21 protein-coding genes and 1 pseudogene are annotated in these 24,917 nt (G+C 34.1%); 6 read left to right on the forward strand and 16 right to left on the reverse strand.

From position 1 onward, the window contains the following. Window positions 1-60: 60 nt before the first annotated feature. On the reverse strand, window positions 61-1,434 hold the full coding sequence (locus tag DFR57_RS05090; protein ID WP_114352070.1) for a sensor histidine kinase: 1,374 nt from the start codon (window positions 1,432-1,434) through the stop codon (window positions 61-63). Continuing rightward, window positions 1,412-2,125 (reverse strand): response regulator transcription factor, encoded by a 714-nt coding sequence (locus DFR57_RS05095; RefSeq protein ID WP_114352071.1) that lies wholly within the window; start codon window positions 2,123-2,125, stop codon window positions 1,412-1,414. The genes DFR57_RS05090 and DFR57_RS05095 overlap by 23 nt, the downstream gene beginning before the upstream one ends. Before the next feature lie 133 nt (window positions 2,126-2,258). Here DFR57_RS05095 and DFR57_RS05100 point away from each other — a divergent pair, with 133 nt between their 5' ends. The 3 genes from DFR57_RS05100 to DFR57_RS05105 all read left to right on the forward strand — a co-directional run bounded on the left by DFR57_RS05100 (window position 2,259) and on the right by DFR57_RS05105 (window position 3,206). Next, on the forward strand, window positions 2,259-2,507 hold the full coding sequence (locus DFR57_RS05100) for a hypothetical protein (RefSeq protein ID WP_114352072.1): 249 nt from the start codon (window positions 2,259-2,261) through the stop codon (window positions 2,505-2,507). Between the two features lie 17 nt (window positions 2,508-2,524). After that, window positions 2,525-2,659, forward strand: coding sequence for a hypothetical protein (locus tag DFR57_RS18550; RefSeq protein WP_281270471.1), 135 nt, complete (start codon window positions 2,525-2,527; stop codon window positions 2,657-2,659). Between the two features lie 256 nt (window positions 2,660-2,915). Next, complete coding sequence (locus tag DFR57_RS05105) at window positions 2,916-3,206, forward strand: hypothetical protein (protein ID WP_114352130.1); 291 nt, start codon at window positions 2,916-2,918, stop codon at window positions 3,204-3,206. Between the two features lie 258 nt (window positions 3,207-3,464). Here the strand turns inward: DFR57_RS05105 and DFR57_RS05110 are convergent, their stop codons facing one another. The 12 genes and pseudogenes from DFR57_RS05110 to DFR57_RS05165 all read right to left on the reverse strand — a co-directional run bounded on the left by DFR57_RS05110 (window position 3,465) and on the right by DFR57_RS05165 (window position 20,096). Further along, entirely contained in the window at window positions 3,465-4,640 is a 1,176-nt protein-coding gene (locus DFR57_RS05110) for an FAD/NAD(P)-binding protein (RefSeq protein ID WP_170132909.1), read from the reverse strand. Window positions 4,641-4,707: 67 nt separating this feature from the next. After that, the gene (rpsN, locus tag DFR57_RS05115) at window positions 4,708-4,977 is read right to left on the reverse strand and encodes a 30S ribosomal protein S14 (protein WP_114352074.1); all 270 of its coding nucleotides are present in this window, start codon (window positions 4,975-4,977) and stop codon (window positions 4,708-4,710) included. 59 nt (window positions 4,978-5,036) lie between these two features. Further along, window positions 5,037-6,218 (reverse strand): annotated as a pseudogene (locus DFR57_RS05120) (GTP-binding protein). A 32-nt stretch (window positions 6,219-6,250) separates the two neighbouring features. Next, complete coding sequence (locus tag DFR57_RS05125; RefSeq protein WP_114352075.1) at window positions 6,251-7,231, reverse strand: CobW family GTP-binding protein; 981 nt, start codon at window positions 7,229-7,231, stop codon at window positions 6,251-6,253. A gap of 452 nt (window positions 7,232-7,683) precedes the next feature. Continuing rightward, entirely contained in the window at window positions 7,684-8,949 is a 1,266-nt protein-coding gene (locus DFR57_RS05130; protein WP_114352076.1) for a mechanosensitive ion channel, read from the reverse strand. A gap of 335 nt (window positions 8,950-9,284) precedes the next feature. Then, window positions 9,285-11,177: an ABC transporter permease gene (locus tag DFR57_RS05135; protein ID WP_114352077.1), complete on the reverse strand. Its 1,893-nt coding sequence runs from the start codon at window positions 11,175-11,177 to the stop codon at window positions 9,285-9,287. Continuing rightward, a complete protein-coding gene (locus DFR57_RS05140; protein WP_114352078.1) occupies window positions 11,152-11,916 on the reverse strand; it encodes an ABC transporter ATP-binding protein in 765 nt (254 codons plus the stop codon). The genes DFR57_RS05135 and DFR57_RS05140 overlap by 26 nt, the downstream gene beginning before the upstream one ends. Window positions 11,917-11,999: 83 nt before the next feature. Further along, a complete protein-coding gene (locus DFR57_RS05145) occupies window positions 12,000-13,001 on the reverse strand; it encodes a sensor histidine kinase (RefSeq protein WP_114352079.1) in 1,002 nt (333 codons plus the stop codon). Continuing rightward, entirely contained in the window at window positions 12,998-13,702 is a 705-nt protein-coding gene (locus DFR57_RS05150; RefSeq protein ID WP_114352080.1) for a response regulator transcription factor, read from the reverse strand. Before DFR57_RS05150 ends, DFR57_RS05145 begins: the two co-directional genes overlap by 4 nt. A gap of 397 nt (window positions 13,703-14,099) precedes the next feature. Next, complete coding sequence (locus tag DFR57_RS05155; RefSeq protein ID WP_114352081.1) at window positions 14,100-14,981, reverse strand: GIY-YIG nuclease family protein; 882 nt, start codon at window positions 14,979-14,981, stop codon at window positions 14,100-14,102. A gap of 527 nt (window positions 14,982-15,508) precedes the next feature. Then, complete coding sequence (locus DFR57_RS05160; RefSeq protein ID WP_114352082.1) at window positions 15,509-16,198, reverse strand: hypothetical protein; 690 nt, start codon at window positions 16,196-16,198, stop codon at window positions 15,509-15,511. Window positions 16,199-16,364: 166 nt separating this feature from the next. Further along, window positions 16,365-20,096: an AAA domain-containing protein gene (locus DFR57_RS05165; RefSeq protein ID WP_114352083.1), complete on the reverse strand. Its 3,732-nt coding sequence runs from the start codon at window positions 20,094-20,096 to the stop codon at window positions 16,365-16,367. A gap of 530 nt (window positions 20,097-20,626) precedes the next feature. On the opposite strand from DFR57_RS05165, the gene DFR57_RS05170 reads away from it, so the two are divergent. The 3 genes from DFR57_RS05170 (at window position 20,627) to DFR57_RS05180 (ending at window position 23,415) form a co-directional block, all read left to right on the forward strand. Then, complete coding sequence (locus DFR57_RS05170; RefSeq protein WP_114352084.1) at window positions 20,627-20,947, forward strand: hypothetical protein; 321 nt, start codon at window positions 20,627-20,629, stop codon at window positions 20,945-20,947. 402 nt (window positions 20,948-21,349) lie between these two features. Further along, a complete protein-coding gene (locus DFR57_RS05175) occupies window positions 21,350-22,201 on the forward strand; it encodes a CvfB family protein (RefSeq protein ID WP_114352085.1) in 852 nt (283 codons plus the stop codon). Between the two features lie 713 nt (window positions 22,202-22,914). Further along, window positions 22,915-23,415, forward strand: a complete 501-nt coding sequence (locus DFR57_RS05180; RefSeq protein WP_114352086.1) for a hypothetical protein — start codon at window positions 22,915-22,917, stop codon at window positions 23,413-23,415. Window positions 23,416-24,083: 668 nt separating this feature from the next. On the opposite strand, the gene DFR57_RS05185 is transcribed toward DFR57_RS05180, so the two are convergent. Further along, a complete protein-coding gene (locus DFR57_RS05185) occupies window positions 24,084-24,389 on the reverse strand; it encodes a nucleotidyltransferase domain-containing protein (RefSeq protein WP_114352087.1) in 306 nt (101 codons plus the stop codon). Continuing rightward, window positions 24,386-24,784, reverse strand: coding sequence for an HI0074 family nucleotidyltransferase substrate-binding subunit (locus DFR57_RS05190; protein ID WP_114352088.1), 399 nt, complete (start codon window positions 24,782-24,784; stop codon window positions 24,386-24,388). Before DFR57_RS05190 ends, DFR57_RS05185 begins: the two co-directional genes overlap by 4 nt. Between the last annotated feature and the right edge of the window lie 133 nt (window positions 24,785-24,917).

The following is a 24,917-nucleotide window of genomic DNA, read 5'->3' on the forward strand; positions in this document are numbered from 1 at the left end:
GAACTAGTTATATTTTTCTCCATTAAGTCTATCAAATAATGTGTATTAGTTATAAACCCTTTACTTTTCCCTTGGAAGTGACACTGTCACAGTAGTGCCTTGACCTATTTCACTATCAATTTTAATTTCTCCTTGATGCGCATCAACCAACGCCTTCACAATTGCTAAACCAATCCCAATTCCACCAGTTTTCCGGTCTCTTGATTTATCCCCTCTGTAAAAGCGCTCATATAGATAAGGAAGATCTTCCTTGCTAATACCAGTCCCTTCATCACTTATGACAAAGTGAATAGATGCTTTGTCGTTTTTTGCGTTCAATCTTACTTTTTTTCCACTAGGAGTATATTGAAGTGCATTGTAGACAATATTGGTTATAATCTGTACCAATTTATCACGATCTGCCATAAACCAAATATCTTCAGTCGGCTTTTGAACAATCAATTCTACTCCTTTTTCACGATAGCTGGAACGAAACTGATCCTCTATCAGAGATAGGATTTCATTAGCGTCAAGCTTCCTTTCTTCCAACTTAATTTGAGGGTTTTCAGCAGCTATTAATCCTTCTAATTCATTCACCAAACGAACCAAACGCATTAATTCACCATGGCTCTGTTCCAGCCTTTCAGTTGTTGGTTCCCATATTCCGTCTTGATAGGCTTCGATCTGACTTCTAAGTGTTGTAAGCGGAGTTCTTAGCTCATGCGCAAAATCAGCTGTAAATTGTTTTCGAAGCTTTTCTTCTTTAAAGAGAGATTCTGCTAATTGATTAAATGATTCGCCAAGTGGTTTCATTTCATTAGTTAGCTCATTTACAGGGACACGAATCTGTCTTTTATGATTTCGTAATTCTTGGATGGCTTTTGAAAGCTGATTAAATCCAGCTGATAATTTTTTCGAAAATAACAGGCTAAACAAAATGGACAAGACTATCGTAACGATTACGGCAATATATATATTTTGCTTGATAGATTCAAGAAAAAGGAAATCCTCACCGATTAGTTCGACTGGATAATAAAATTCCATTTCCCCTATTACAGTTTGATCAGAAGTAATGTCGTAAGTGGACATCTTATATTCGCTATCACTTCTGTTTTGCTCGTGCATTCCACCCATCATCCCCATCATACCAAGCATGTTGGTGGTATCTGCAACGAGCTCACCATTTGAGTCATATACTTTATAGAACAGATTCTCTGACATTGCTTGCTCTCGCATCGAGCTTAGCATTTGCTCACTAGTTAAATTTCCAGTTTCCTCGAATTGTTTTACGGCTTCGTTTATGATGATTTCTCTGTTATTTTCTCTATTTTTGTCTAGATAATTCGAAAATTGATTTTCTACTCCAAAAAATATAGAGAAACTAGTGAGGAAAACACCGAAAAATGCGACGATTAGAATATAAAATAATACTTTAGAATAGAGAGAGAACTTCATCTGGCTCTCCTCCAAACTTATATCCCATACCAAATACAGTTAATATGTATACTGGATTTCTGGTATCTGCCTCCACTTTTTTGCGTAAGTTTTTAATGTGTGTATCAATATTTCTTTCATAACCCTCATAAAAATGTATATCATCCTGCAACTTAGCTAGTAAATCTGCCCTACTGTAAACTCTACCGGGATGAACCGCCATGCCGACTATAAGTTTATATTCATTTGGCGTTAATAACACTGTTTCTTCCCTACGTTTAACCTCTTTTTTTACTGTATCTATCACTAAATCTTTATGATTAAAGCTGAGCAGGTCAACGTTCTTTGTTTTCCCAACTCTTCGTAATATCGCTTTTACTCGAACAACAACTTCTCTTGGGCTAAATGGTTTTGTAATATAGTCATCTGCTCCAATAACAATACCATTTATCAAATCCTCTTCAGCTGATTTAGCTGTTAACATGATAATCGGTACATTACTTTCCATTCTCGTTAAACGGCAAACCTCTTCTCCTGATATATCTGGCAGCATTAAGTCTAATAAAACAACATCAGGCTTCATTTCTTTTATTTTTTTCAGTGCTTCTACTCCATTAAAGGCACTCTCAATTTCCCAACCTTCTTTTTCAAAATAGGCAGTCAGTACTTCGCCTATCATTTTTTCATCATCTACGATAAGTACTTTTGTCAAAGTGATCACCCCATCTGTATAGTACCATTTTTTTGACCTTTACCTGTTAATCTTCACAACTTTCACATAAGTTCTACATAAAATCTACATTTATAGAGGATACAATAAAGATAATCAAGAAAGGATGATAAAAATGAAAAAAATAATCATTGGTGTACTAACAGGAATAGTTCTATTAGGCGGTGCAACTTACACTTCCGCGGCAGCAAATAATCAAGGTGAGGGCTTGTTTAATTTCGGGCAAATGAAGCCATATATTGAAGAAATGCATCCGAATTTATCAACAAAAGAACAAAAAGAAATGTTCGATAATTGCCATGGAGAAGATGGTTTTATGCAAAACAGCAACAATGAAGCGCGTAACATGATGAATAATTACTAGATTTGAGGTGACGCTTTATGATGGGTGGATATGGATCTAGCATGATGGGTTTTGGACTACTAGGATGGATTATTAATATAGTAGTAATCGGACTTGTTGTGTATTTCTCCGTAACATTTGCACTTAGAAACTATTTTAATCAAAATAAATAATCTAAGAGATGGTGGGGGATATTTCTCCCTCCATTTTTTGTTTGTTCACATCTCAAATATCATTGATTTTAATTTAGAAGTATATTACAATTTTTATAAATATTTCTATTTGTTAAATTCGAATTTTGTTACCATTGCTTTTTCTGAAGAGTATATCGTTTAGTTTAGGAGTTACTAACTATCAAAACCAAATGGAAAAATGGTTATAAGTAAAGATATACAGGAAGGGTCAGTAAACAAAAGAGGAGGAAATAAGTTGATTGTAATTGGACTAATTTTAGTACCCATATTCCTTATTTGCCTATATATTTCTTTGAAATTTATTTGGGGCGCGGAAGGCAAAACGGAACGCGGTAAACAAATTATAAATGTATCATATGTCTCTTCTGCTCCAATCTTTCCAATTGGTTGGCTACTCATTGAATCTTATCATACATATATTAATACGCTAACCTTCGATACTTATCGAGACAGTATCTGGGTGCTAATCTTACTTACCTTTATAGTGCAAGGATTAGTTATTTTCATTTTAAAGAATAGACAGTAAACTATTTTGACAACTGTTAATGAATCTTTGGGTAGCAACTTAAGAATAGGGCTGTTTATAGAGTAACATGCTAAAATGGATAAATTCTTTTAAATAATGAAAAATGTAACACTTCTCAATCGCTTGTAAATATCGTGTTTCTAATATATTAGTAATAATTAATTACCTTTGGAGCTAAATCTACTCAGTATTTAATTCAGAAGTGATCAACTTTTATTGTAATACGCTATCAATATGACACATTTCATCCTTCAATTTTTATTCTGATATTGCACGTAAAGAAACTAATATAGCAGCAGCCTTCCTAGCTCCAGCTATATTACGTGAAACTGGACCAATCTCAAGTTCCGCTAGGGCCCCAGTAACATATAAACCTTCCTTCCACTCGAGTTCTTTATTTACAATAGGAAAGCCACATTCTGCACATGGTAGTTTTTCGCGTTTAATCAATTTTTCTAATAATTGATTTTCAGGGAGGCAAGATTGTGCGCCAGTCGCAAGCCAAATAAAAGAAAAATCCTTTGAGTCAGATTTTTCAAAAGATAAATGGAATCTATCTTCGGAATATGATGCTGTCTGTATTTCATCGTCAATAACTTCTAATTGATTTTGTGCTTGGCATTTCCTTAATTTTAAAAATGTCTTTCGAGGTACAGACCCTCGATTTCTGGCCTGATTGATAATTAAACGTCGCTTGTGATAATCTGTTTCTTTATGGTACTTGACCAAAAATTTGGGACCTAACCAGCCCGGATCACTGTCAAAATCATGCACACGAAACGGATGACGCTTTATTAACGTTACTTGCTTATTAGAAGTTGCACATAACTTGGTCGCCAAGTGTGCTGCTGATATTCCTCCACCGATGATACAAATGTTACCTTCTTCCTTCACTTCGCCTAATTGCTCTTCGAAAATATGTCTTATTTTATCTGGTGCTTTATTACGCAATGAAGCAGCCCACTCTGGAAGAGCAGGCTGTTCATTCACACCAAGCGCCAGGACCACATACTTCGATTCTAGTAAGACATTATGATTTGTACTTATCTGCCATCCGCTATTTGTTGAATGGATGTCTGTAACTTCCGCTTGATGCCACACTTTTTCAATGGATAGAGAGTTTAACAGTGTTTGGCAATGATGATTAAACAAATCTAGTAGTGGTCTTTTATATATCCCAAGAAAGACGCTACCTTCCCCATGTTTGTTTGCAAAGTCTTGGAGACTAAATGGACGTTTATCGATATGATGCACTGATGGGGAACGGAGATAATCCATGCCAATTCTATTTGTAATCATCGACCACTTATGAAGTGGATTTTTGTATCGATCAATAATTAATAACTCATCAAGCTTTGCTTTACCACTTTTAAGTAAATGAACAGCTACCGTGCAACCATGAATACCTCCACCTACAATTATCCATTTATACACGACCCCTTCCTCCTTTCTTGCCTTCATTCTCTTTTAAAAAATGCAACTCATTAAAAGGCTGAGAAATTTACCAGCTCGCTTTCTTTACTCCTGGTATTTGACCTTTGTGCGCATACTTTCTAAATGCAATCCGTGACATTTGAAATTTACGTATATATCCTCTTGGTCTTCCTGTTACCTCACAGCGGTTTTTCAATCTTGTTGGGGATGAATCTCTTGGAAGCTTCCGTAATGCTTCGTAGTCTCCTTTTTCTTTTAACTCTCTCCTAATCTGTGCATACTTCTTCACCAATTCCTGACGTTTTTTCTCTTTTGCAATTTTGGACTTCTTAGCCATATACATTCCCCTTCATTTAATAGTAATCATTACGATTTAAAATTTAAAAAATTTTCACTTTAGTTCGTTTGCAATACCCAATCAAATGGATCCTCTAAAATATCCCAGTCTACGTGCTCACTTTCCGTTAATAAGCACCGATCGAGTTCCTCGGTGATTAAGTCCTGGTCCATATCGATACCAATAAATACGAGATTAGTCATTCGATCCCCATATTCTTGATCCCATTCATCTAAAACTTCTGGCTCTTCCCGTATAATTTCTTGTTGTCGCTCCTTCGGTAAAGCTGCAACCCAAAATGAAACAGGTTCAATCGATGTAGAAGGTCCAGCCTGCGACATTAATAAAGCAAGATCATTTCTAGTGGCGCACCATGCTATTCCCTTCGCACGGATTATCGACTTTGGCATTGATTCCACAAAACTCTTAAATCGGACGGAATGAAATGGTTCTTTTCTTACGTATACAAAGGAATGCACACCATATTCTTCTGTTTCTGGTGTATGGTTGGCATGACCAATTGTCAATTCCTTTAACCAGCCGGCTGATTCACTTGCTTTATCAAAATCAAATGCACCAGTACCCAAAATCTCGCTAGGATCTACCTTACCAAAGCTTGATTTTATTATTTTTGCTTCTGGTTGTAGCTTCTCTAAAACTTTAGTGAGCTTGACTAACTCTGTGTCTGTTACTAAATCAGTTTTGTTCAATATAAGCACGTCACAAAATTCAATTTGATCTAATAATAAATCAGCAATTTTACGTTCATCTTCTTCACTAACCGCTTCTTTACGCTCTAATAATGTATCTCCTGAACCAAAGCGATTAGCATCAACTACTGTAACCATTGTGTCTAATTGACAGGCCGTAGATAAATCGATACCTAGCTCCTCGTCCATGTAGGAAAAAGTTTGTGCAACAGGTACTGGCTCTGATATGCCTGATGATTAAATAATAATGTAGTCAATATTCCCATCCTCAACGATCCGTTTCACTTCGATAAGTAAGTCCTCACGTAATGTACAGCAAATGCATCCATTAGACATCTCAACGAGCTTTTCGTCTGTCCGAGAAATTGTTCCTTCCTGCTTAATAAGTGAACTATCTATATTAACTTCACCCATGTCATTTACAATCACCGCAACCTTCAATCCCTCTTTATTATGTAAAATGTGGTTTAGTAGCGTCGTCTTACCTGATCCTAAATAGCCGCTTAGTACTGTTACAGGTATCTTCTTCATAGTTTCCCTCCATATTTTCGTTAATTTTATGCCTAAACGAGACAATAATTAAAACCTTCTTCTAGTTCACTAAAATCCAAGTCTTTTCCAATAAATACAATTTCATTACACTTTTTCTCCTCTTGTTTCCATAAACGATCTTTCGTACTGGCAAATAGCATATGCACTCCTTGAAAAACGACACGTTCCTCAATTCCTTTTATAAATAATATTCCTTTGTAACGATATAAGCTTTCCCCTTTTATTTGTACCAAATATGCTAACCAGTTGTTCAATTTCTGCAAATCAAGTGCACGATCATCATGGAAAACGATAGAATTTACTTTTTGATTGTGCGAGTGATAAGCAATATTATTCAGTAAGTCTGGTTGAATGGTTAGTAAATTACTTAACTCAAAGGAATGTAACCCGATAATTTGAGTGAAGTCTAGCTGAGAATTAACCGTACAAAATCGCTTCGCGTGGGGATTGATTTCCCCCACTTTTCTTTCCAACTCTTTCACTGTATGTTCAGAAACTAGGTCTGTCTTGTTAAACAACAAAACATCAGCAAATGCGATTTGTTGTTGTAACTCATCTTCCTCGATGTGCTGAAATAAATGCTTCGCATCGAGAACTGCACAAACACTATCGATCTTAAAAGAACGAGACATTTCTATGTCCATTAAAAATGTCTGAATAACTGGTGCCGGGTTGGCCATCCCAGTTGTTTCAATAATAACTCTATCAATTGGCCTTGCATGTCCTTTTTGTTTTCTTATGATGGTGTTAAGTGTGTCAATTAAATCTTTGCGGACGTTGCAGCATATACAGCCACTATTTATTTCAATTATTTCTTCCTTTGTGGTAACGATAAGCTGATGATCTACAGATAATTCACCAAACTCATTTATAATGACTACGATATTTTCATTCGATTTTTCTTCAAGAATCTTATTTAAAAGCGTGGTTTTTCCCGCTCCGAGAAATCCAGTTACAATGTTGACTGGAATTTTATAATCTCTTATCCGCAAAAATAAACACCTCCAAATCGTAATAATTACGTTTAAAGGGAATTATAGCATTTACTTTACTTATTGTAAATAGTAATGATTACGATTTACGAAGTGTATTTATTTTCTTTGATTTAATGTTAGCTTGTATTTACTTACTATCCGGTTTCCGTCAATCATTCTATAATTAGATACGCTTTTATCTTATCCAACTACTATTTTCAACTAAAAAATGCTTCGTTTTAAATTAGAGAGAAAGATAAAAAGAAAAATCTGCACAGTATGAATAAGACAATTGCTAACCAGTTGCAATGGCTTGAATAGGAAGGAACTAATAACAAGAGCGCAAATACAAATAAATCTCTATTAACCTTTTACACCATATATAAAGTTCTGGATTCCAGAAGCGTTGCTAATTTTTCAGAAAAGAAAAAACCTGCACGAAATGTGCAGGTTTTTTGTATTACAAACGATTAGTTTAATCGATCATGGTCATTATGAGAAGTATCATCAGTATGATCAGACTTCATTTTCGATTCTATTTTTCTTAATTGGTTTTTCGCAAACTCACGTCCACCAATACCAAAGGAGATTGCAAATGCTACCATTAATCCGCCTAAGATTAGGATAAACGCTATATTAACAATAGAAGTAGCAAATTTTAATTGATCTAATGTCATAAACACAGCAAAAACAATTACAATATACTTCACTAGTGTCGCTGTAATTCCACTGTTCGTGTATTTTCTAATTAGATTGGCTAGGAATGTACCTAATAGAATTCCTCCACCTAGAATCAATAAAGCACTAACTAGGAATGGAAGGTAGGTAATCATAGCATTTCCAATTTGATTAAGAACTTCTAAGTTTAATACACTTAAAGCTTCTACAGTAAAGAACAAGATAACGATGATTTTTACTGTTATTCCAAGGGCTTTGGCAATATCAAAAGGTACTTTATTTTCTGCATTTTCCATACCTAATGAAGAGAAAATATTATTCACGCCAGTACCTTGTATCAATCCTGTTAAAAGCTTGCCGAGGATTTCACCTAAATAATACCCAACGATTACTAATACAATCGCAATAAATATATTTGGTATTATCGTTAATACACTGTTTAATACATCAGTAATTGGTTGCGATATTGTTTGAATTTCTAATGCTTCTAGTGCAATTGTTATTACTGGAATTAAAATAACTACAAATAATACATTTGCTAAAACAGATGATAACGTAACATTTACATCATCACTTTGCTGAGAAGTTGGCTTAACTTTATTAAACCATCTATCTACATTTAAACTAACTAATAATCTTTCCACTAATTCTTTAACGAGTTTTGCAATTACGTAACCAATGACCAGAATAACTGCTGCAGCAATTATATTAGGAATAAAGCCAAGTAGTTTATCCATCATATTGGAAATTGGCCCTGATACTGAATTCATATTTAATGCATCTAATATTGCCGGTAAGAACAAAATAAATACTAATAAATAAACAATTTTTGCAATTGATTTTAATACATTCTTACCTTGTTCTTCATCTTCTACGAAATTTGTTTTTCCAATGGCTTTATGCACGCCAAATTTCACAAAAAGCTTTTCTACAATGCCTTTTGCCACAACAGCAACGATCCAAGCTAAAATAAGTAATAGAAGTGCTGCAATCACATTAGGAATAGCCTGAATTAAATTATTCAACATTTGCTGAAAAGAATTCCCTAGATCGTTCATACTATCATCTCCTTCTTAGTTTTTTTACGTCCATAGTACAACTAACCTATATACCTATTAGTTAAACATTTTTCAGAAGAAGAGCTATTATGAACTATGAATACTTCGTTCTAAAGTAGGTTGTGATATAAGACTTATGGGAAGCATTTGCATCAATCGTTACATTTTCCAATCCAATTGGATATACCTATGAAGGCAAAAAAATACCTTGCAAATATGATTTGCAAGGTAAAGTCTTGATTTTAATTTTAACCTATATTTAATTTTTATATTGCATATACCTATAATTACACTCCATCATAGTTTATGTCAGTCATTTTTTTGAGAAGGACTTTTTAAAATACCATCCGCTTCACCTGTTTCACATAGAAAAATCGCACTACTAGGAAATAGATAATTTGAATAACCGCAAAGCTTCCTAATACAAGCGAAGACTCCACTGCTAAATTGTAATCGAACATCCGTGATAATGCGCTAAGTGCTATCCCACCATGAATTAATGCAATAACTATTGGCGAGAAAAACAAAATAATAATTTGCCAGTTAACGACTCTTTTTAACTCTTTTTGTGTTAATCCAATTTTAGCAATCGAACGAAATTTACGCTTTTCTTCATCTAAATCTGAGAACAATCTGAAATAGAGAAAACTGCCAGCTGAAACGAAGAACACAATTCCAATGAACAAACCGATAAATAATATTGGTCCATAAGCTTTATTGATTTCATAAACCGTATAATCAATTGCATACACTCTATGCTCTACTTGTTCATTTAGCTTTCTTCCAGCCTTAATCAATCGTTCACTTTGTCCTTCATCTGCTTTCCATACAGCACTCATATCCTCCCTAACTGGTGTACCTAGTTGTTCATAAAACGCATCATCCACCACATAATAACCATCATTTATTAATACGAATGAATTCACCACATGGCTTGGTTTAATTTCTTGTCCGGTCCCTATTTCGACACTTGATGCCATCAACACTTCACTAGCTTTTGAGTCCATCGCTAGTTGTGTATCACTATTTTCAGCTACAATTGCTTCATTCTCCATTGGATGAAGCAGCCTTTCGTTGACCATGGCTGCTAGACGATTATAATCAGAAGCTCTTACAACTAACACTTCACGATCTAGTTCAGGCATTTCAAAGTAATTAAGTTCAATCGACTCCATCTTTGCAGATATATTTTCTTCTTCCAAAATAGCGTTCACTTTACTAATATCTTGGTCGATAATTTCTTTAGTATCATCTCGCCACGGCATATATTCAATGTTATAAGGAGTACTTTCTTTTATTTGTTTGTCTAAGTATGATTGAAAACCATATAAGGCTCCAATTGCACTAAAAGCAACGGTGGATATGATCGCCACCATAAAAAATGTTCGCGCATTATCTTTCATCCGAAAAGAAAGGTCTGAAAACAGCAACATATTTGTTTTTTTCCAGAAGATAGAGGTGTTACTTTTTAACCGTCGAATGATATACACACTTAGTTGGGTAAATAAAAGGTACGTTCCTAGAGTAACGAGAACAATTACTGGAATCAGCGCAAAAACTACTTGTGTACCCTCCACGTAGAGTGCAGTTCCGTATCCAGCAATAAGTAGCAGTGCAGCCAGTACCGATAAAATTCTTGATGATTTTGGCTCTCCCTTAGACTTTTTATCCCCTTTAATTAAATCAATTAGTTTATTTGTACGTAAAATAAATGAAACAAAAATTGAGATACAGAAAAAGAGAAACATAAAGCTAATAAAAGTGATAACAATCGCAAATGTAGGAAAATAAAAATTGAGAGATTCACTAATTATTAATACATTCTCAGCTACTAAGAGAATAGCTTTTGCGAATACCAAACCAGTCAGTATACCTCCGACTGTAGCAAAAAAGCCGATTAAGATATTTTCTAAAAATACCATCAAACGTATTTGCTTGTTCGTTGCACCAAGCATCATTAACAAACCAAACTCTTTTTTCCTTGATTGTAAAAAAGCACTCATTGAATACAGAACAAAAAAGAAGGAAAACACATAAATGATTCCACCAGCTGCAAGCATTCCAAATAGTGCATTCTGATTAATGGCACCATCTGAAAAAGCAGGATGAAAGGCGAAAATTGCAAAGGTAAAGAAAACCATCACCGTGAACATGCTGCTAAGAAAGTAAGCAATATACAATCGCTTATTGCGTAACACATTGTTAAACGCGAACTGACGAAAGGTCATTGCCATCGCCTCCCATCAATGAAAGCATGTCAATTATTTTTTGGAAAAAGGCTTGTCTACTCTCCCCACGATGTATTTCAGAATAAAGCTTCCCATCCCTGATAAAAATAACGCGGTCTGAATAGCTTGCTGCTTGGGCATCGTGTGTTACCATTAAAAGACTTGTTTTTTCGGCTTCATTAATGGCTACGAGCATTTTCATAACATCATTCGATGCTTTTGAATCAAGGTTACCTGTTGGTTCATCTGCCAACAGGAGCTTAGGATCATGAATCATTGCCCTAGCAATCGCTACTCTTTGCGCTTGCCCACCAGAAATTTCATATGTGCGCTTTTTCATAATGGTTGATATGCCTAAACTCTTCGCAATTTTATGCACTTTTTCCTTCATTTCTCTTACACGCGTTCCATCTAAGGTAAGTGGTAAAACAATATTTTCTTCCACCGTTAAGGTATGCATCAAATTAAAATCTTGAAAGATAAACCCTAATTCGTTTCTACGAAATTTAGCTAACGCATTTTTCTTTAGCTTATGTGGTTTTTCCCCTTCAATTGTCACTTCCCCTGTAGTGGGTGTGTCATTTGTGGAAACAATATTAAGTAGCGTTGTTTTCCCACTTCCGGAAGGTCCCATAATGGCAACAAATTCACCTTTTTCTATTTCTAAATCAATATCAGTTAGGGCTCGGTAAGCCACTTTTCCTTCATAAATCTTACTTACTTTTGTGAGTTTAAGCATAATCATTCTCCTCTTCTATAACTTCTAATAAAAGTATAGCTCAAGCTTTTATCTGGAAACTATCGATTATGCTTTCATGAATCTTACATCGGTGTAAGGTTTTGCGTTTTGGAAAAAATAATTCGAATCGTTGTCCCTTCCCCGACTTTTGATTCCATTTCAATGCGGTGCTCCAGCCTATCTATAACCTCTTTCACCAAATATAGCCCCATACCTGTAGATTCTCGGTACTTCCTGCCATTTTCTCCAGTATAAAATTTATTAAAAACACGCTTTTGATCAACTACTGGAATACCAATTCCAAAGTCTTTAACTTCTAGTACAGCTTGTCTTCCCTTTTCATAAATAGATATCTGAAGCTGTTTGGTTTTTCCAGTAGAATATTTAACAGCGTTTTGTACGATTTGTGTTAGGAGGAAAAAAAGCCACTTCTCATCAGTACCAACGACTATTCCTGGCTTTTGTTCCTTCAATTGTGGATACACTTCATGACGTATATAAAATAACTTATTTTCCTGATTCACTTCATGTATTAGCTTGGAAAGCGTAACGGCTTTAACCTGAAAGTCCTCTGCAAGTGTGCGGAGTCTTGCCATATAGAGAACTGTGTTTAACCCATTTTTCATTCGATCCGTTTCATCACGTATACTTGATGATTCTGGTTCATCCAGGGTTTGTGCAGTTAGTTCTATTACAGAAAGTGGTGTTTTCATTTGATGAACCCAGCGATCCATAAATAACAAATGCTCATCCTGTCTATCCTCTGCTTTTTGAAGCTCTTCCTGGTACAGACGATACTGCGAAATCAGTAATTGGTCGAGGGCTTCAGCTATTCGATTTTGTCCGGTAGTCTCAAGCGATACATCAAGGGTTTCCATTGGATTTTGCAACCGATGGTAGAAGTTTTTTCTACTTACATATTGATAGATAAGATAAGCCGTTAGAAACAACATAGATAAAAAGATAGCGTATAGGATGACGCCTAGACCACGATAGCCATCTAGCCAAAATAATAAAGGAATCATGATAGCTTGGATAAGTTGGATTACGATGAGTAGCGCATGTTCGCGAAGAAATAATTTCATCGTTCTTCCTCTACCCACGTAATTCGCATACGGTATCCCGCTCCTCTTACAGTTTCTACAGCATCTTCTATGCCTATTTCTTGAAACTTTTTCCGCACTCTTGCAACATTTACATTCAACGTATTTTCATCCACATATGCTTGATCATCCCACAGTTTTGCCAATAGATCCTGGCGACTAGTAATCCTTGGATAACGTTCTAGTAAACTTTCCATGATATCTGATTCTTTTTTAGATAGTTGTGTTACATCCTTCCCAATTCGTAGTTCTAATCGTTCCGGATATAAACGAAGACCATGCAGTGTAACCGTTCTTTCTTCATACTTGGTCGCGTATTCCCCATATGCTCGGCGCAGCTGACTTCTAATTTTCGCCATAACAATATCGGGATGAAATGGCTTCATAATAAAATCATCTCCACCATTTTCTAAAGCCATTACTTGATCCATGTCACCTGTTCGTGCAGAAATGAAAATCACAGGGCAAATGGACTCTTTTCGAATTTGCCTGCACCAATAATACCCGTCATAACTAGGTAGATTAATATCTAGTAAAAGTAGTTTGGGATTCGAATCACGAAATGTAGTCATTATATCTTCAAAATCTGTTGCGATAATGACTTCATATCCGTATTTTTCAATATAGGAGCGTAGGTACTCTGCAATTTTGATATCATCTTCCACAATCATAATTTTATCCATATTTGGTTTCTCCTAGCTTAGTGTTTATTTACAATTAACTTAACATAAAAATTCTATTAAATACCATTATGGGTGGAAAAGAGTTATAAAAATGACTGAACGGGTGTTTTGTAAACATTGATTAACGTGAAATGTTGTTGTTTAAATTGTTTTTAATAAAAAAAGTAAGAACATTACAGTTTTGTCCTTACTTTTGGGGTGAGTTTTATTTTGTTGAATTGTTTTAAGTTGAATATTCCTGAAGCGGATATTTTTTCTATAGAGTAGTATCGTTGTAATTGAAAAAAGCGACTTTTATTATTAGCTGTTCTTCTTCAAAATAAACATCCTTTAACGGAAGATGCATTATCAAAATAATTTTAATTTGAATAGCCTTAAGGTTCTGTTAATTGGTAGATCATTTCTTATGAACTCTTTTTTTATCAGCATATTTGCACTCTTTTATCATCTTAGGAAAGGTAGTAATAAAATGTGCATCTAGAGGTAATTGGTATTCTGATAATAAACTGTGAGTGTAACGGAACCTTTCCTTACTTGTTGAAATCCTTAAAAACCATTCTGTTCCCTCTATCTTACTTAAAATTAATTCAGCAACTTTTTGGTAGTCCTCATTTTTGAAAATAGGTCTATCCAATATATTACCTGGCATCTTATTATAGCCCCATGGATATGACTCATAAGCTCTTATTGCATTATCCTCTAAATCGTTTAATGTTGAAAACGAGGTCTTTTCTAAAGGTATTAAGCTAATACAAAATTCATCTCCACAAGAATAATCCTTATATACTTCAGAATTCCCTTCATTTTTAAGAAAATGCTTATTAGCTCTTAAGTATATATTTTTCGCTTGTCCAACATAATACATATCTTTTACACAGTTATGTATGATATAAACCCCAGAGAAATTCTCAATCCCTTGTGCTTCTCTAATTGTTTTACTTCTAAGTTTAAGTAGTTCTTTTGGAGTAACTTTCATCAGTTTATCTCTTAAATAATCTAACTCTGTTTTAACAATTTCCCTATTCTCATTTCGTTCATATTCCGTCTTCTTTTTATAATAATATGAAGGCGATATCTCTATTTCAGAAGAATGATTATAGTCTCTTAATATACCCCTTATCCATTTTAGTTCATCTTCTGTTAGAGTATAAGCGTTTTTTGCCTTTTCCAACCTGGGAGTAGCATTGGTAGTCGTCGGTTTAAACCGTAGCCTTTCCCCATTAACATATTCAATATAAGCAAATTCTCCTTGAGTGTAGCCTATATGGTCTCTATCCATTATTTCATCTTCCTTTAATTTAAAATAAAATTAGCATTAACTCAACTTATACATAACAAATTGAACTTAACATTTTATATTAACATGTCTCCATAGATACCTGCTTATCTCAGAACTCAAAATTCCATAATCTGGATAGATTGTGCAGTAACTTCATAATAAATACATCGTGACAATTTTCTAAAGGGATTACTTGAACCATTTCACCTGTTCGTGTGGAAATAAAAATAATCATATCTAGGTAGATTAATATCTAGTAAAAGTAGCTTTGACTCAATATAACGAAATGCAGCCATTATATCTTCAATATTTATTGAGAAGATGACTTCATATTATTAATATTCAACACAGAAATTTATGAATTGGGCAATTTTCATATCAACTTCTACGATCTTAATTTTATCCGCATTTCGTTTCATCTAGCTTAATAGTTTATTACAGGTAAATTTAATGAAAAAGAGTGATAAGAACAATTGGATGGTGGTGTTAAAAACATTGTTATTCACTAGTGTCCCAAACATAACCTATTACTTTTTTCTTTCTTTATACAGAATCCAAGTCTTGTCCATAAACATTTTTATCTTACCGTTATGTGGAATTCCAGGTGGTTGAACCAAATACTCGTATTTTTTCATATCTTCTTTTTCTAACATTTCCACCAAGTACCAATACCTAAGCTCTTGATTTTTACAATATCTAAATTCAGGGTCATTTATGATGATCTCTCTCAATTCATTTTCATCATCTTTTTTTAGATCTTCCTTGGAGTTTTTAATTTCCTTTAGTTCGTCATAAAATGTGTTTTCTAGCATTTCAATAGCTTCCTCTGCATCTTCAATTTCATCATTTTCGATCCATCGGTTTTCAAAAACAATCCCTACATACATACCATTTTGAAGAATAAATAAAGTTAAACTTTTTGGTGTAGAAAAATCTAATGACTCTATGGATCTATTATGTTTACTAATTTTCGTTATAAAATCCCTTGGATAGTCACTGTACCAGTCAAAAGGGATTTTGTAGTACTCAGAATCATAATAGGTATAATAAAAATAGACATAATCATATAGAGAGTCACTTGCAAATCTCAAAAAGTCCTCAATATTATTTATGGATAAATGAATTTGATTCGATATTTTCAAATGACTTACTTCCAATGGAATTAAGTTATAGCCACTAATTTTTTCTTTAAGGTATTCACACCTGATTATCGACATACTACTCTCACCTCCAATATTTGCTAACATAAAGTTCAATCATAAGTTCTTTTTTCAGTGCAAAATTAGCACTATTAGAAATCCTTACAACCTATAAAACTCCTTTATAAGAACAGTGCTTATATTTACCCTTTGTATTCATTTTATATAAGATATTCATTTCAAATCAACTCAATCTTTTAACGATTTGATCTATACGTTCTATTTCAGCATAAGGGTCCTTCCACCAGTTTCGACTCCAAATACGATCGATCTTCCAACCTTTTTGTTCGATGAATCGTTGCCTGTAAATGTCACGTTCTCTTGCTGCTGGAGAGCTATGATACATCGCACCATCACACTCTATTCCTAACACGTACTTGCTCGAATCATTTGGATCCACTACCGCTAAATCAATGCGATAACCTGACATACCTACTTGTGTATCAACAGAGTAGCCAATTTCCGTTAATTTTTCATATACTTCTTCTTCAAATGGTGAATCAAATTGCAGGTTACCTTCTTGTTTTATCGTATTTACTTCCCCACTCAGATCCGTTAAGGTGGCTTCGATTTTATCCTTTTTTAATTTGGAGACAGCTTGTGCGTATTCCATGTATGCTTTTAATAATTTTGGTCCAATATTTTTGGCATTTGTGACATTGAGTTCATGTGGCTCTATGCTAGATACTAAGTGAATTTCTTGCTTAGCACGTGTAACCGCAACATTTAAACGATTCTCACCGCCTTCTTGCCCAAGTGTACCAAAGCGATTATAGACCCTTCCTTCTTTGTTTTTTGCATAGGCGATGGAGAAAATAATGATATCTCGTTCATCCCCCTGCACATTTTCAATATTTTTTACAAAAACTCTTTCATCTAAGTCACGGCTCATTACTTGATCATATATAACTCCAAATTCAGCATCTTCTTCACTAAAAAGGTCAATAACATCTTCAATGGCTGCTTGTTGTTTTGCATTGAAAGTAATAATCCCAATTGTTTTCGATGCATCTTCGATTAATTTCTCCTTTAATAGCTTGACTACATCCTCTGCTTCTACCGTATTTTGCTGATTGATCCATTTGCCATTGGATTCATGCCACTGAATGGCTGCTGGGTCTTGTAAATGGTTGACGTTTGGAGCAATCTGCATATGACCATTATAAAAAGCATGATTAGAAAAATTAATCAATTCTTCAGATTTCGATCGATAATGCCATTCTAATAAACTACTTGGTAAGATACGTTTAGCTAGATTCAGTAAGCTTTGCGATTCTTCAAATTCTTCTTGTTCATCATCTTCATCCGCTTCGACTGAACCTTTAAATAAAGAGGAAGGTGGTAGCTGTTGTTCATCCCCCGCTACTACAACTTTATTACCTCGATAAATGGCTGGCATTCCATTTTCCACTGTACATTGTGATGCTTCATCAAAAATAACTAGATCAAATATTTTTTCTTCTAACGGAAAAATTGCGGAAGCTATCTCTGGTGATACTAACCAAACTGGTATGACATCTAGTAATCCATTTAAAGCAAATTCATTTACTAAACGGCGAACTGACCATAGCTGTCGCTTTTTACCTGTTTGATATATCATATCCTTTACAGCTTTCGGATTTTTTACCTTTACTTCTTCTATCATTTGTTGTGTTTGATTTTGCAACAAATCAATGGTTAAGCTTTGTTTTTTACGTAATAATTCTTTTAATTCCTCTGTTAAATGCTTAAAGGTACCCGTTCCGATCATTGCAATCTCCGGATACTTACTTTCAATTTTATCGATCCAGTGAATGTATGCCGATTGTTTGGCTACCTCCGCCCATTCTTCCGCTAAATTACCACTATCAGATAAATTCCGTTCAATTAAGCGATCTATTATTTGTTGTACTTCTTTTGCACTGTGGTCATACAAACGATCCATTTCGCGTAATTCATCAAAGTATTCTTTTATATAACTTTGTTTCTTTTTTAATACTTCTAAAGGAATATCGCCTTTTGACACACGTGCTTTTAGACTTTTAATAGATTCCGTTTTAAAATAAGGTTCAATTGCTTCTAAATGTTTAAATAAATCCTCTGTTATCTGGGATAAATCATATAGGATGGTTAAACTCTCTCTTAATTTTGGCCATTCTTTTGATGACAACCCTTTAAACTTTTCACCGTCTAGTAATTCTTCAATTACGGTTTTACCTGTGAAAGTTGTCCATAACCATAACCTTAGTTTCTGTAAAGTCTTTTTGTCTTCTGCATTTAAATCATCATATATTTTTTCAAGCTTTTTATCGATTTGTCGACTATAGGCTGGAGTAATGTCATCATCATTGAAATGATCTAGATGTTTAATCGTTTGATCTGATTCATTAATGGCATTCTCTAGTATTTCTATCAGTTGAATTCGATCCTTTAATTCCATATCAGTGAATGATTTACGGTCTTTGACAGGATTATCTTTTCCAAATGTCGTATAATAACTGCCGTATGTACATACTTTCCTTAAAGTATCATCTAAATTGTGCTTATTCAGTTCATGTAATATATCTTCTAATGGGATCATTTTATCTTGTTCTTTAGCTGATTTACTTAACCCATACAGATCATACGCTCTAAAACCATGGTGCTGCACTTCGAATAATGCTTGAGCTGTTTTATCTAGTTTATCTTCCGTACTGATTATTTTTTGTGACAATTGATTAAATTCTTTCTCTAAGTCTTGATAAGAATGGTCGCGATTCAACTGTACATTTAACTTTTGATAAAACGTTTTACGATCGCTTTTCTCATCATGAAGTAATGCAACGTTGGAAGACAGCTTAAGTGCATCTAACCGTTGATAAACAACATCTAATGCCGCCCGTTTTTGTGTAACAAGCATAACGCGTTGTCCTTTTGCGATGGCATTGGAAATCATATTTACTATTACTTGGGATTTTCCTGTTCCTGGTGGGCCATGAACAACCATACCCTTTTCATGATCAATGGCATCCAGAATTTTTTCTTGAGATGCATCCGTTTCAAGTACGTAATGTTTATTTTTCTCTATTTTTAGTTTTTCTTGATAGGACTGGTTTTTATTTGAAGGTAGGTTATCTACCTCTTTGTCAGTTCCTTGCACGTTAATATCTAGAAACTCTGAAACTACTCCTAAATCTTCCTGTCCTTGCTCGAGCATTTCAACAAATTTTTCATAATCTCCTAAAATAGCAGAGTTCCCTTGAGGAAAATGTCCTACGACAGCTTGTTGGTTTAAACGGAAGGATCCATTATTAAATGTTGGTATCGTTTCTTTTGTATACTCTTCGACTACTTCTAAGTGTTCGTTTATATTTGCTGTTACAGGAAAATCATGATCAGCTAACCATTGGCTCCATTGTTCTATGTTCATTGATTTGACATTGGATTCCGCTTCTTCGAAAAAAGATTCTGGCACGTGAATATTACTTAATTTTTGCAAAGCCAAAAATAACGTTCGATTTAATTGAGGAGATTGATCATTTATAGGATCAACATGCCATTCAACACCATTTTTCTTTTTTCTTTCTAGTCGAACAGGATGAAGAAATAATGGTGCTCTTACATATGTACCATCTGACATTGCGCCTTCCATCATCGGGTATCCTAGGTAAAGGTCATATAGACCTGTTTCCTCTTCTATAAGACGAATATTGCGGAATAAAGTAGTTAATTTTCGTGAAAATGACAATCCTATTTGATTATCTGCTCTCTCTTTTATGAGGAGCTGCGATTTGTTATCCAAGAGAGCATTTAAAATTTCCATGGGATCTTTATCTACTTTAGCAAGATCATATAAATCAAATGTCCATTTATTATATAATTTTAATAACCTTATAGAGCGATTACTTCTGCTTATATCGTTTAATCGATCACTTAACACTTGTAATTTTTCCTTCATTATTTTCACCCATTTTCTGACATGTTAGATGGTGCAATTATACTATACTCTTTATGGAGAATAAAGAAGTTGAAGAGATATGGTTATGAGGTTAGGTATTCAAGAAATGGATAAAAATAGACCTCACCTACAACGTATTCATCGAAAGAGACCCTTGATAATTTATGTGGATTAGCTATGCAAGCTGTTAATATAGACATAAAAAAGTCGCATATAGCTAAAGTTTGATTAATGTGACGTTCTTTAAATTTATCCATTACCATAGGTTATTTCTTTGTGTATTCTTCTTTACCAATCTGTTTATATCTTCTTTATAATTTCACTCTCCTCCTGTAGCTTGAGCATTTGGTTTTTATCTTATCAATTTTATGACCTGTTATCGTATCACCATCTTCCGTTTGAAAGGATGTATTTTTTAAAAAAACTATAAAAAATTAGCAAGTAAGTTTACAAAAAATGTTTGAAACCTTCTACACACATAATCGTATACATAATAAATACATTAAAAACATTTGAGAGGAGACATTCATGTGGAAAATATAGTGAAAAAGGGAATGGCGAATCTATGGAAAGGAAAAGAAGGCGTTCGGGGCAAACTTTACTTAACGGATCAACAATTAATCCATGAAGCACATAAGATGAATGTACAAAATGAAAAAGTGGAAATTAATCTAGCAGATATTGATTACTTGGAATTCTACACCAATAAAGTATTGGGGATTCCTCTTACGAAAAATGGATTAATGGTTGTTGATAAAGACGGGGCTCAATACAAATTTGTTGTGAATAAAAGAGAAAGTTGGAAAAATCAAATCGAGGAACAATTAAAAGTAATTAGTGTTAATGTTTGATCATATTCAACGCATTTCCTTCAGAATTGATGTTACCTTTCGAAAGAAATAGTTGACATTCACCTTTATTTATGAGAATATATTAAGGTTAACGAAATTGAAGTAACAAATAAGTATAATTGGCATTCTACGTAAGATTTTTGAAGATTCTTATTCACACTGGCGCGACTAAGGGGTCGCAAGGACGTAAGAGCAGGTAGGGCTTGCGTTGCTTAAGTTAGAAAATACACAGTGGAAGATATACCGCGGCAAAGTGAAATTCTAAAAATGAAATTTCCCACCCGAATTTAACGGGATATAAAAATAATAATTCTTATGTGTTACTTTATAAATCAAAGGGGTACTCTTATAGTAAGAGTGCCCCTTTTCCAATACATATAAATAAAGAAAGAAGGTCATAACATGAGTAATCAAATAGGAACGATCCAAACACTTGAAGTACTTAGAGAAATTGATACTGGATATGTTTTAGAAGACGATATACTACTGCACTATAATGAAACGGATTCAGAACTTGAAGCTGAGCAATCTGTTGAAGTTTTTGTTTATCAGGATAAAAAAGGACAAACTGTTGCAACTACACAATTACCAACTATTCAAATCGGTATATATGGCTGGGCTGAAGTTGTAGAAGTCTTACCACACTTAGGTGCATTTGTGGACATTGGTACAACAAAAGATATACTTGTCTCAAAAGATGATCTGCCGTTGTTTGAAAACGTCTGGCCAATAATAGGTGATAAGCTTTATGTTTCATTAGGGAAAGATCAGAAAGGACGCCTTCTCGCACTCCCTGCAACAGAAGTAGTTTTTGAAAGAGGAGTATTCGAACCTGCACCCGATGATCTTTTAAATGCAACCATCAAGGGACACATCTATCGTACAGATAGAGAAGGCTCTGTATGTATAACTGAGGCAGGCTATCGTGGATTTATTCATCACACCGAGCGAAAAGAAGAACCACGTTTAGGTGAGCTAGTAGAAGGACGCGTAATTGATGTGAAAGAGGATGGCACAATAAATGTATCACTGCGACCATTAAAAAAATACAGTATGGGTGAAGATGCGGACATGATATTGGAACGATTAGAGGAAAGTAATGGCGTTATTCCATTTTCAGACAAAAGTGACCCTGAAGATATCCGTGGCACATTTAATATTAGTAAAGCGGCATTCAAACGCGCACTTGGTAAATTAATGAAAGAAAGAAAAATTGAACAACGTGATGGAAAGACTTATTTAATCTCTAAATAACACAAATTTCTTTGAGAATAACAAATTTTTTTCTAACGAAATAGCCTTCCAGATCTAAAATGGTGGATTGATTCTTTATGTCATACCTAGGCAAGATGGCGAACGTGTTAAAGTTGATTCGGTAATTTGCTAAAAACATGCTTTTATGTCAATTGTTGGTAATTTTTGAAACATACAGCCCCCTCATATGGACAAAAGTGTTTATGTGGAGGGACTTGACTAGCCCATATCGAGTAGATAATATTTATTTAATGATTCGGAAAGCCTCCAACAATTTACACAAATTGAAACATCCTAAATATACCTGTGTTTTTTCGAAAACTCTACTAAATCTACCATTCAAAAAATTACAGAAAATGACAGTAATATGCACATCGTACATTGTTTAGTCTTCTCTTTCACTTCGTTTCAGATCATTATTATATGTTTCTGCAATACCAAGGTTGAGTATCTTTCGTAGGTAACTCTACAAAAATTAGATGGAACCTTAAAAGCATGTATATTAGAATTACCATCCAGATATCTTTTCTAAGTACTTATTTAATGCTAATGACACTTTAATTTAATAAGTCGTTATCCCACTAAGTTGTGATACCCATTTAAATTGTTTCAACTTTGAATTTTTTGATTAACTAACAATATATGTAAAAAAACTATAATTCTTCCAATACGCAGTGTAAGGATTTAAAATAGAATTAGGAGGGGGAACTAACGTGAAAAAAGTATTTTTTACATTGATAGTAACCTTGATATTAAGTGTTCAAATTTCTGAAGTAGTAAGTGCTGATACATGGGTAAATGGATATTTCCGTCAAGATGGGACCTATGTTGAAGGACACTATCGCAGCGATCCGGACGAATATTTTTGGAATAATTATAGCAGTTTGGGAAATATAAACCCTTATACTGGAGTTGTAGGTAGTAAAATTCCGGATTTTGGCTATGGTTTTTATAATTTCAGCTATGACTCTGATTGGAGTTATGACTCTTATGATTCTAACTACGACTATGATTCGGGTTATAACTCTTATGATTCCAACTACGGCTATGATTCGGGTTATGACTCTTATGATTCCAACTACGACTATGATTCAGGTTATGACTCTTATGATTCCAACTACGACTATGATTCAGGTTATGACTCTTATGATTCCAACTACGACTATGATTCGGGTTATGACTCTTATGATTCGAGCTTTGACTCTGGTTGGTAAACAAATCGAATAGGAAGGAGTGATCAACTCCCGATTTCTCAGACTAACGTACCTCAGACTGTTTAACAATTATTTCTGATTGCCGCTTAAAAAAGTATATTTATACAAATTTACTCAAATAAATGTTATACATATTAGATTTTCAACGGGATTGTTCTCTGAATACGCATATGAGATCCCTCAAGCGAATTAAATTAATCGCGAATCTTTTTAACACATTAATAGCCACCAAGTAGTTTTCATTTAATTTAAAAACTACTTGATGGCTATATCTAAGCTATAAACTATAATTTATTCTGAAAGCAATACCTCATATTACCAAATCATCTTGATGTAGTGAGGTCACCGATTATTATCGAATCAAAATGGGCCGGACCTGAGGAGTATTTTATACTTTAAATTGGATCAAATTTAAACATTGATGAGTTTCTATTTGCTTAAATTCTTCACCCAGTGAATTTTTCTGCACAATATACATCTTTAATTTCATTTTGGTTTATGAATTCAGTGTAATACCATAATATTTTCTTATACGTTGTGAGAATGATGCACTTTTAACGATATTTAAGGCTTTAGAAGTCGATCAGTGAACAGGAAAGTGTAATCTCCAGAAATCTTTTGTCTATATGACAGGTATGCTAAAATTAATATCTTCAGTACCTGTCGCATTAATTACCATGAAGTTTACGTGAATAAACCACTTCATTACATCGCTCTATCTCTTCACGCAATTCTTTTGGAGCATGCTCCCACCTAATCAAGTCAAATTTTAAAAGAGTTTCCGTATTCTCAATTGAATCTGCAAAAAGGTACCAATCAGCTTCTGTAAATTCTGGTGCTATAACAGCGAGATCAATATCTGATCGTGGCTCATGATCGTGATGAGCACGGGAACCAAATAATAGTATCTTTTCTATTTTGGAAAAACTTCTGGAAATTTGTTGAATCTGTTGATAAAGTTCTTCGATGCTCATAACTTACCTTTCTCCCTCAAATTAAAAAACGTTTGCTTCATTTCTGGAAAATACCCCTGAATATTTTTCACTATTTGTAACGCTAATTCTTCATTGTATGCATGAGATGTTTCATTTCTATCTCGCAACATTTGTAGCCATGCTTTTTCATTTTCTAACCATCCTACTTGAAAAGCTTCTTTTAAAGTTTCCTTGGGTGTTTTGGCTTCTATTCCCTCTGCTTGTAACAACCCTTTTAACGTTTTCCAATAAAATTCTATTGTGAATTCAAAGCGTTGTATCGTTCCATCTACAATCAAACTGTTGTCATGATCGTCATTAAGTGCTTCTTCCAGGCGCAAGAGAGATTTTTCTAAATTCCTTACACTCTGTTTTAACTTTCGATCTTCTTCCATAAAAAACCTCCCATTATTCTTACAAAACTTTGTTTGCCAAACGATTCTTTTGGATCCAAATGATGAAAATTCTATAATTTTAACATGCTGCATCTCTGCTATCATTAATTTCAAAGTATTAAACTTATAAATT

The organism is Saliterribacillus persicus (assembly GCF_003337485.1).
GTDB classification, from domain to species: Bacteria; Bacillota; Bacilli; order Bacillales; family Amphibacillaceae; genus Saliterribacillus; species Saliterribacillus persicus.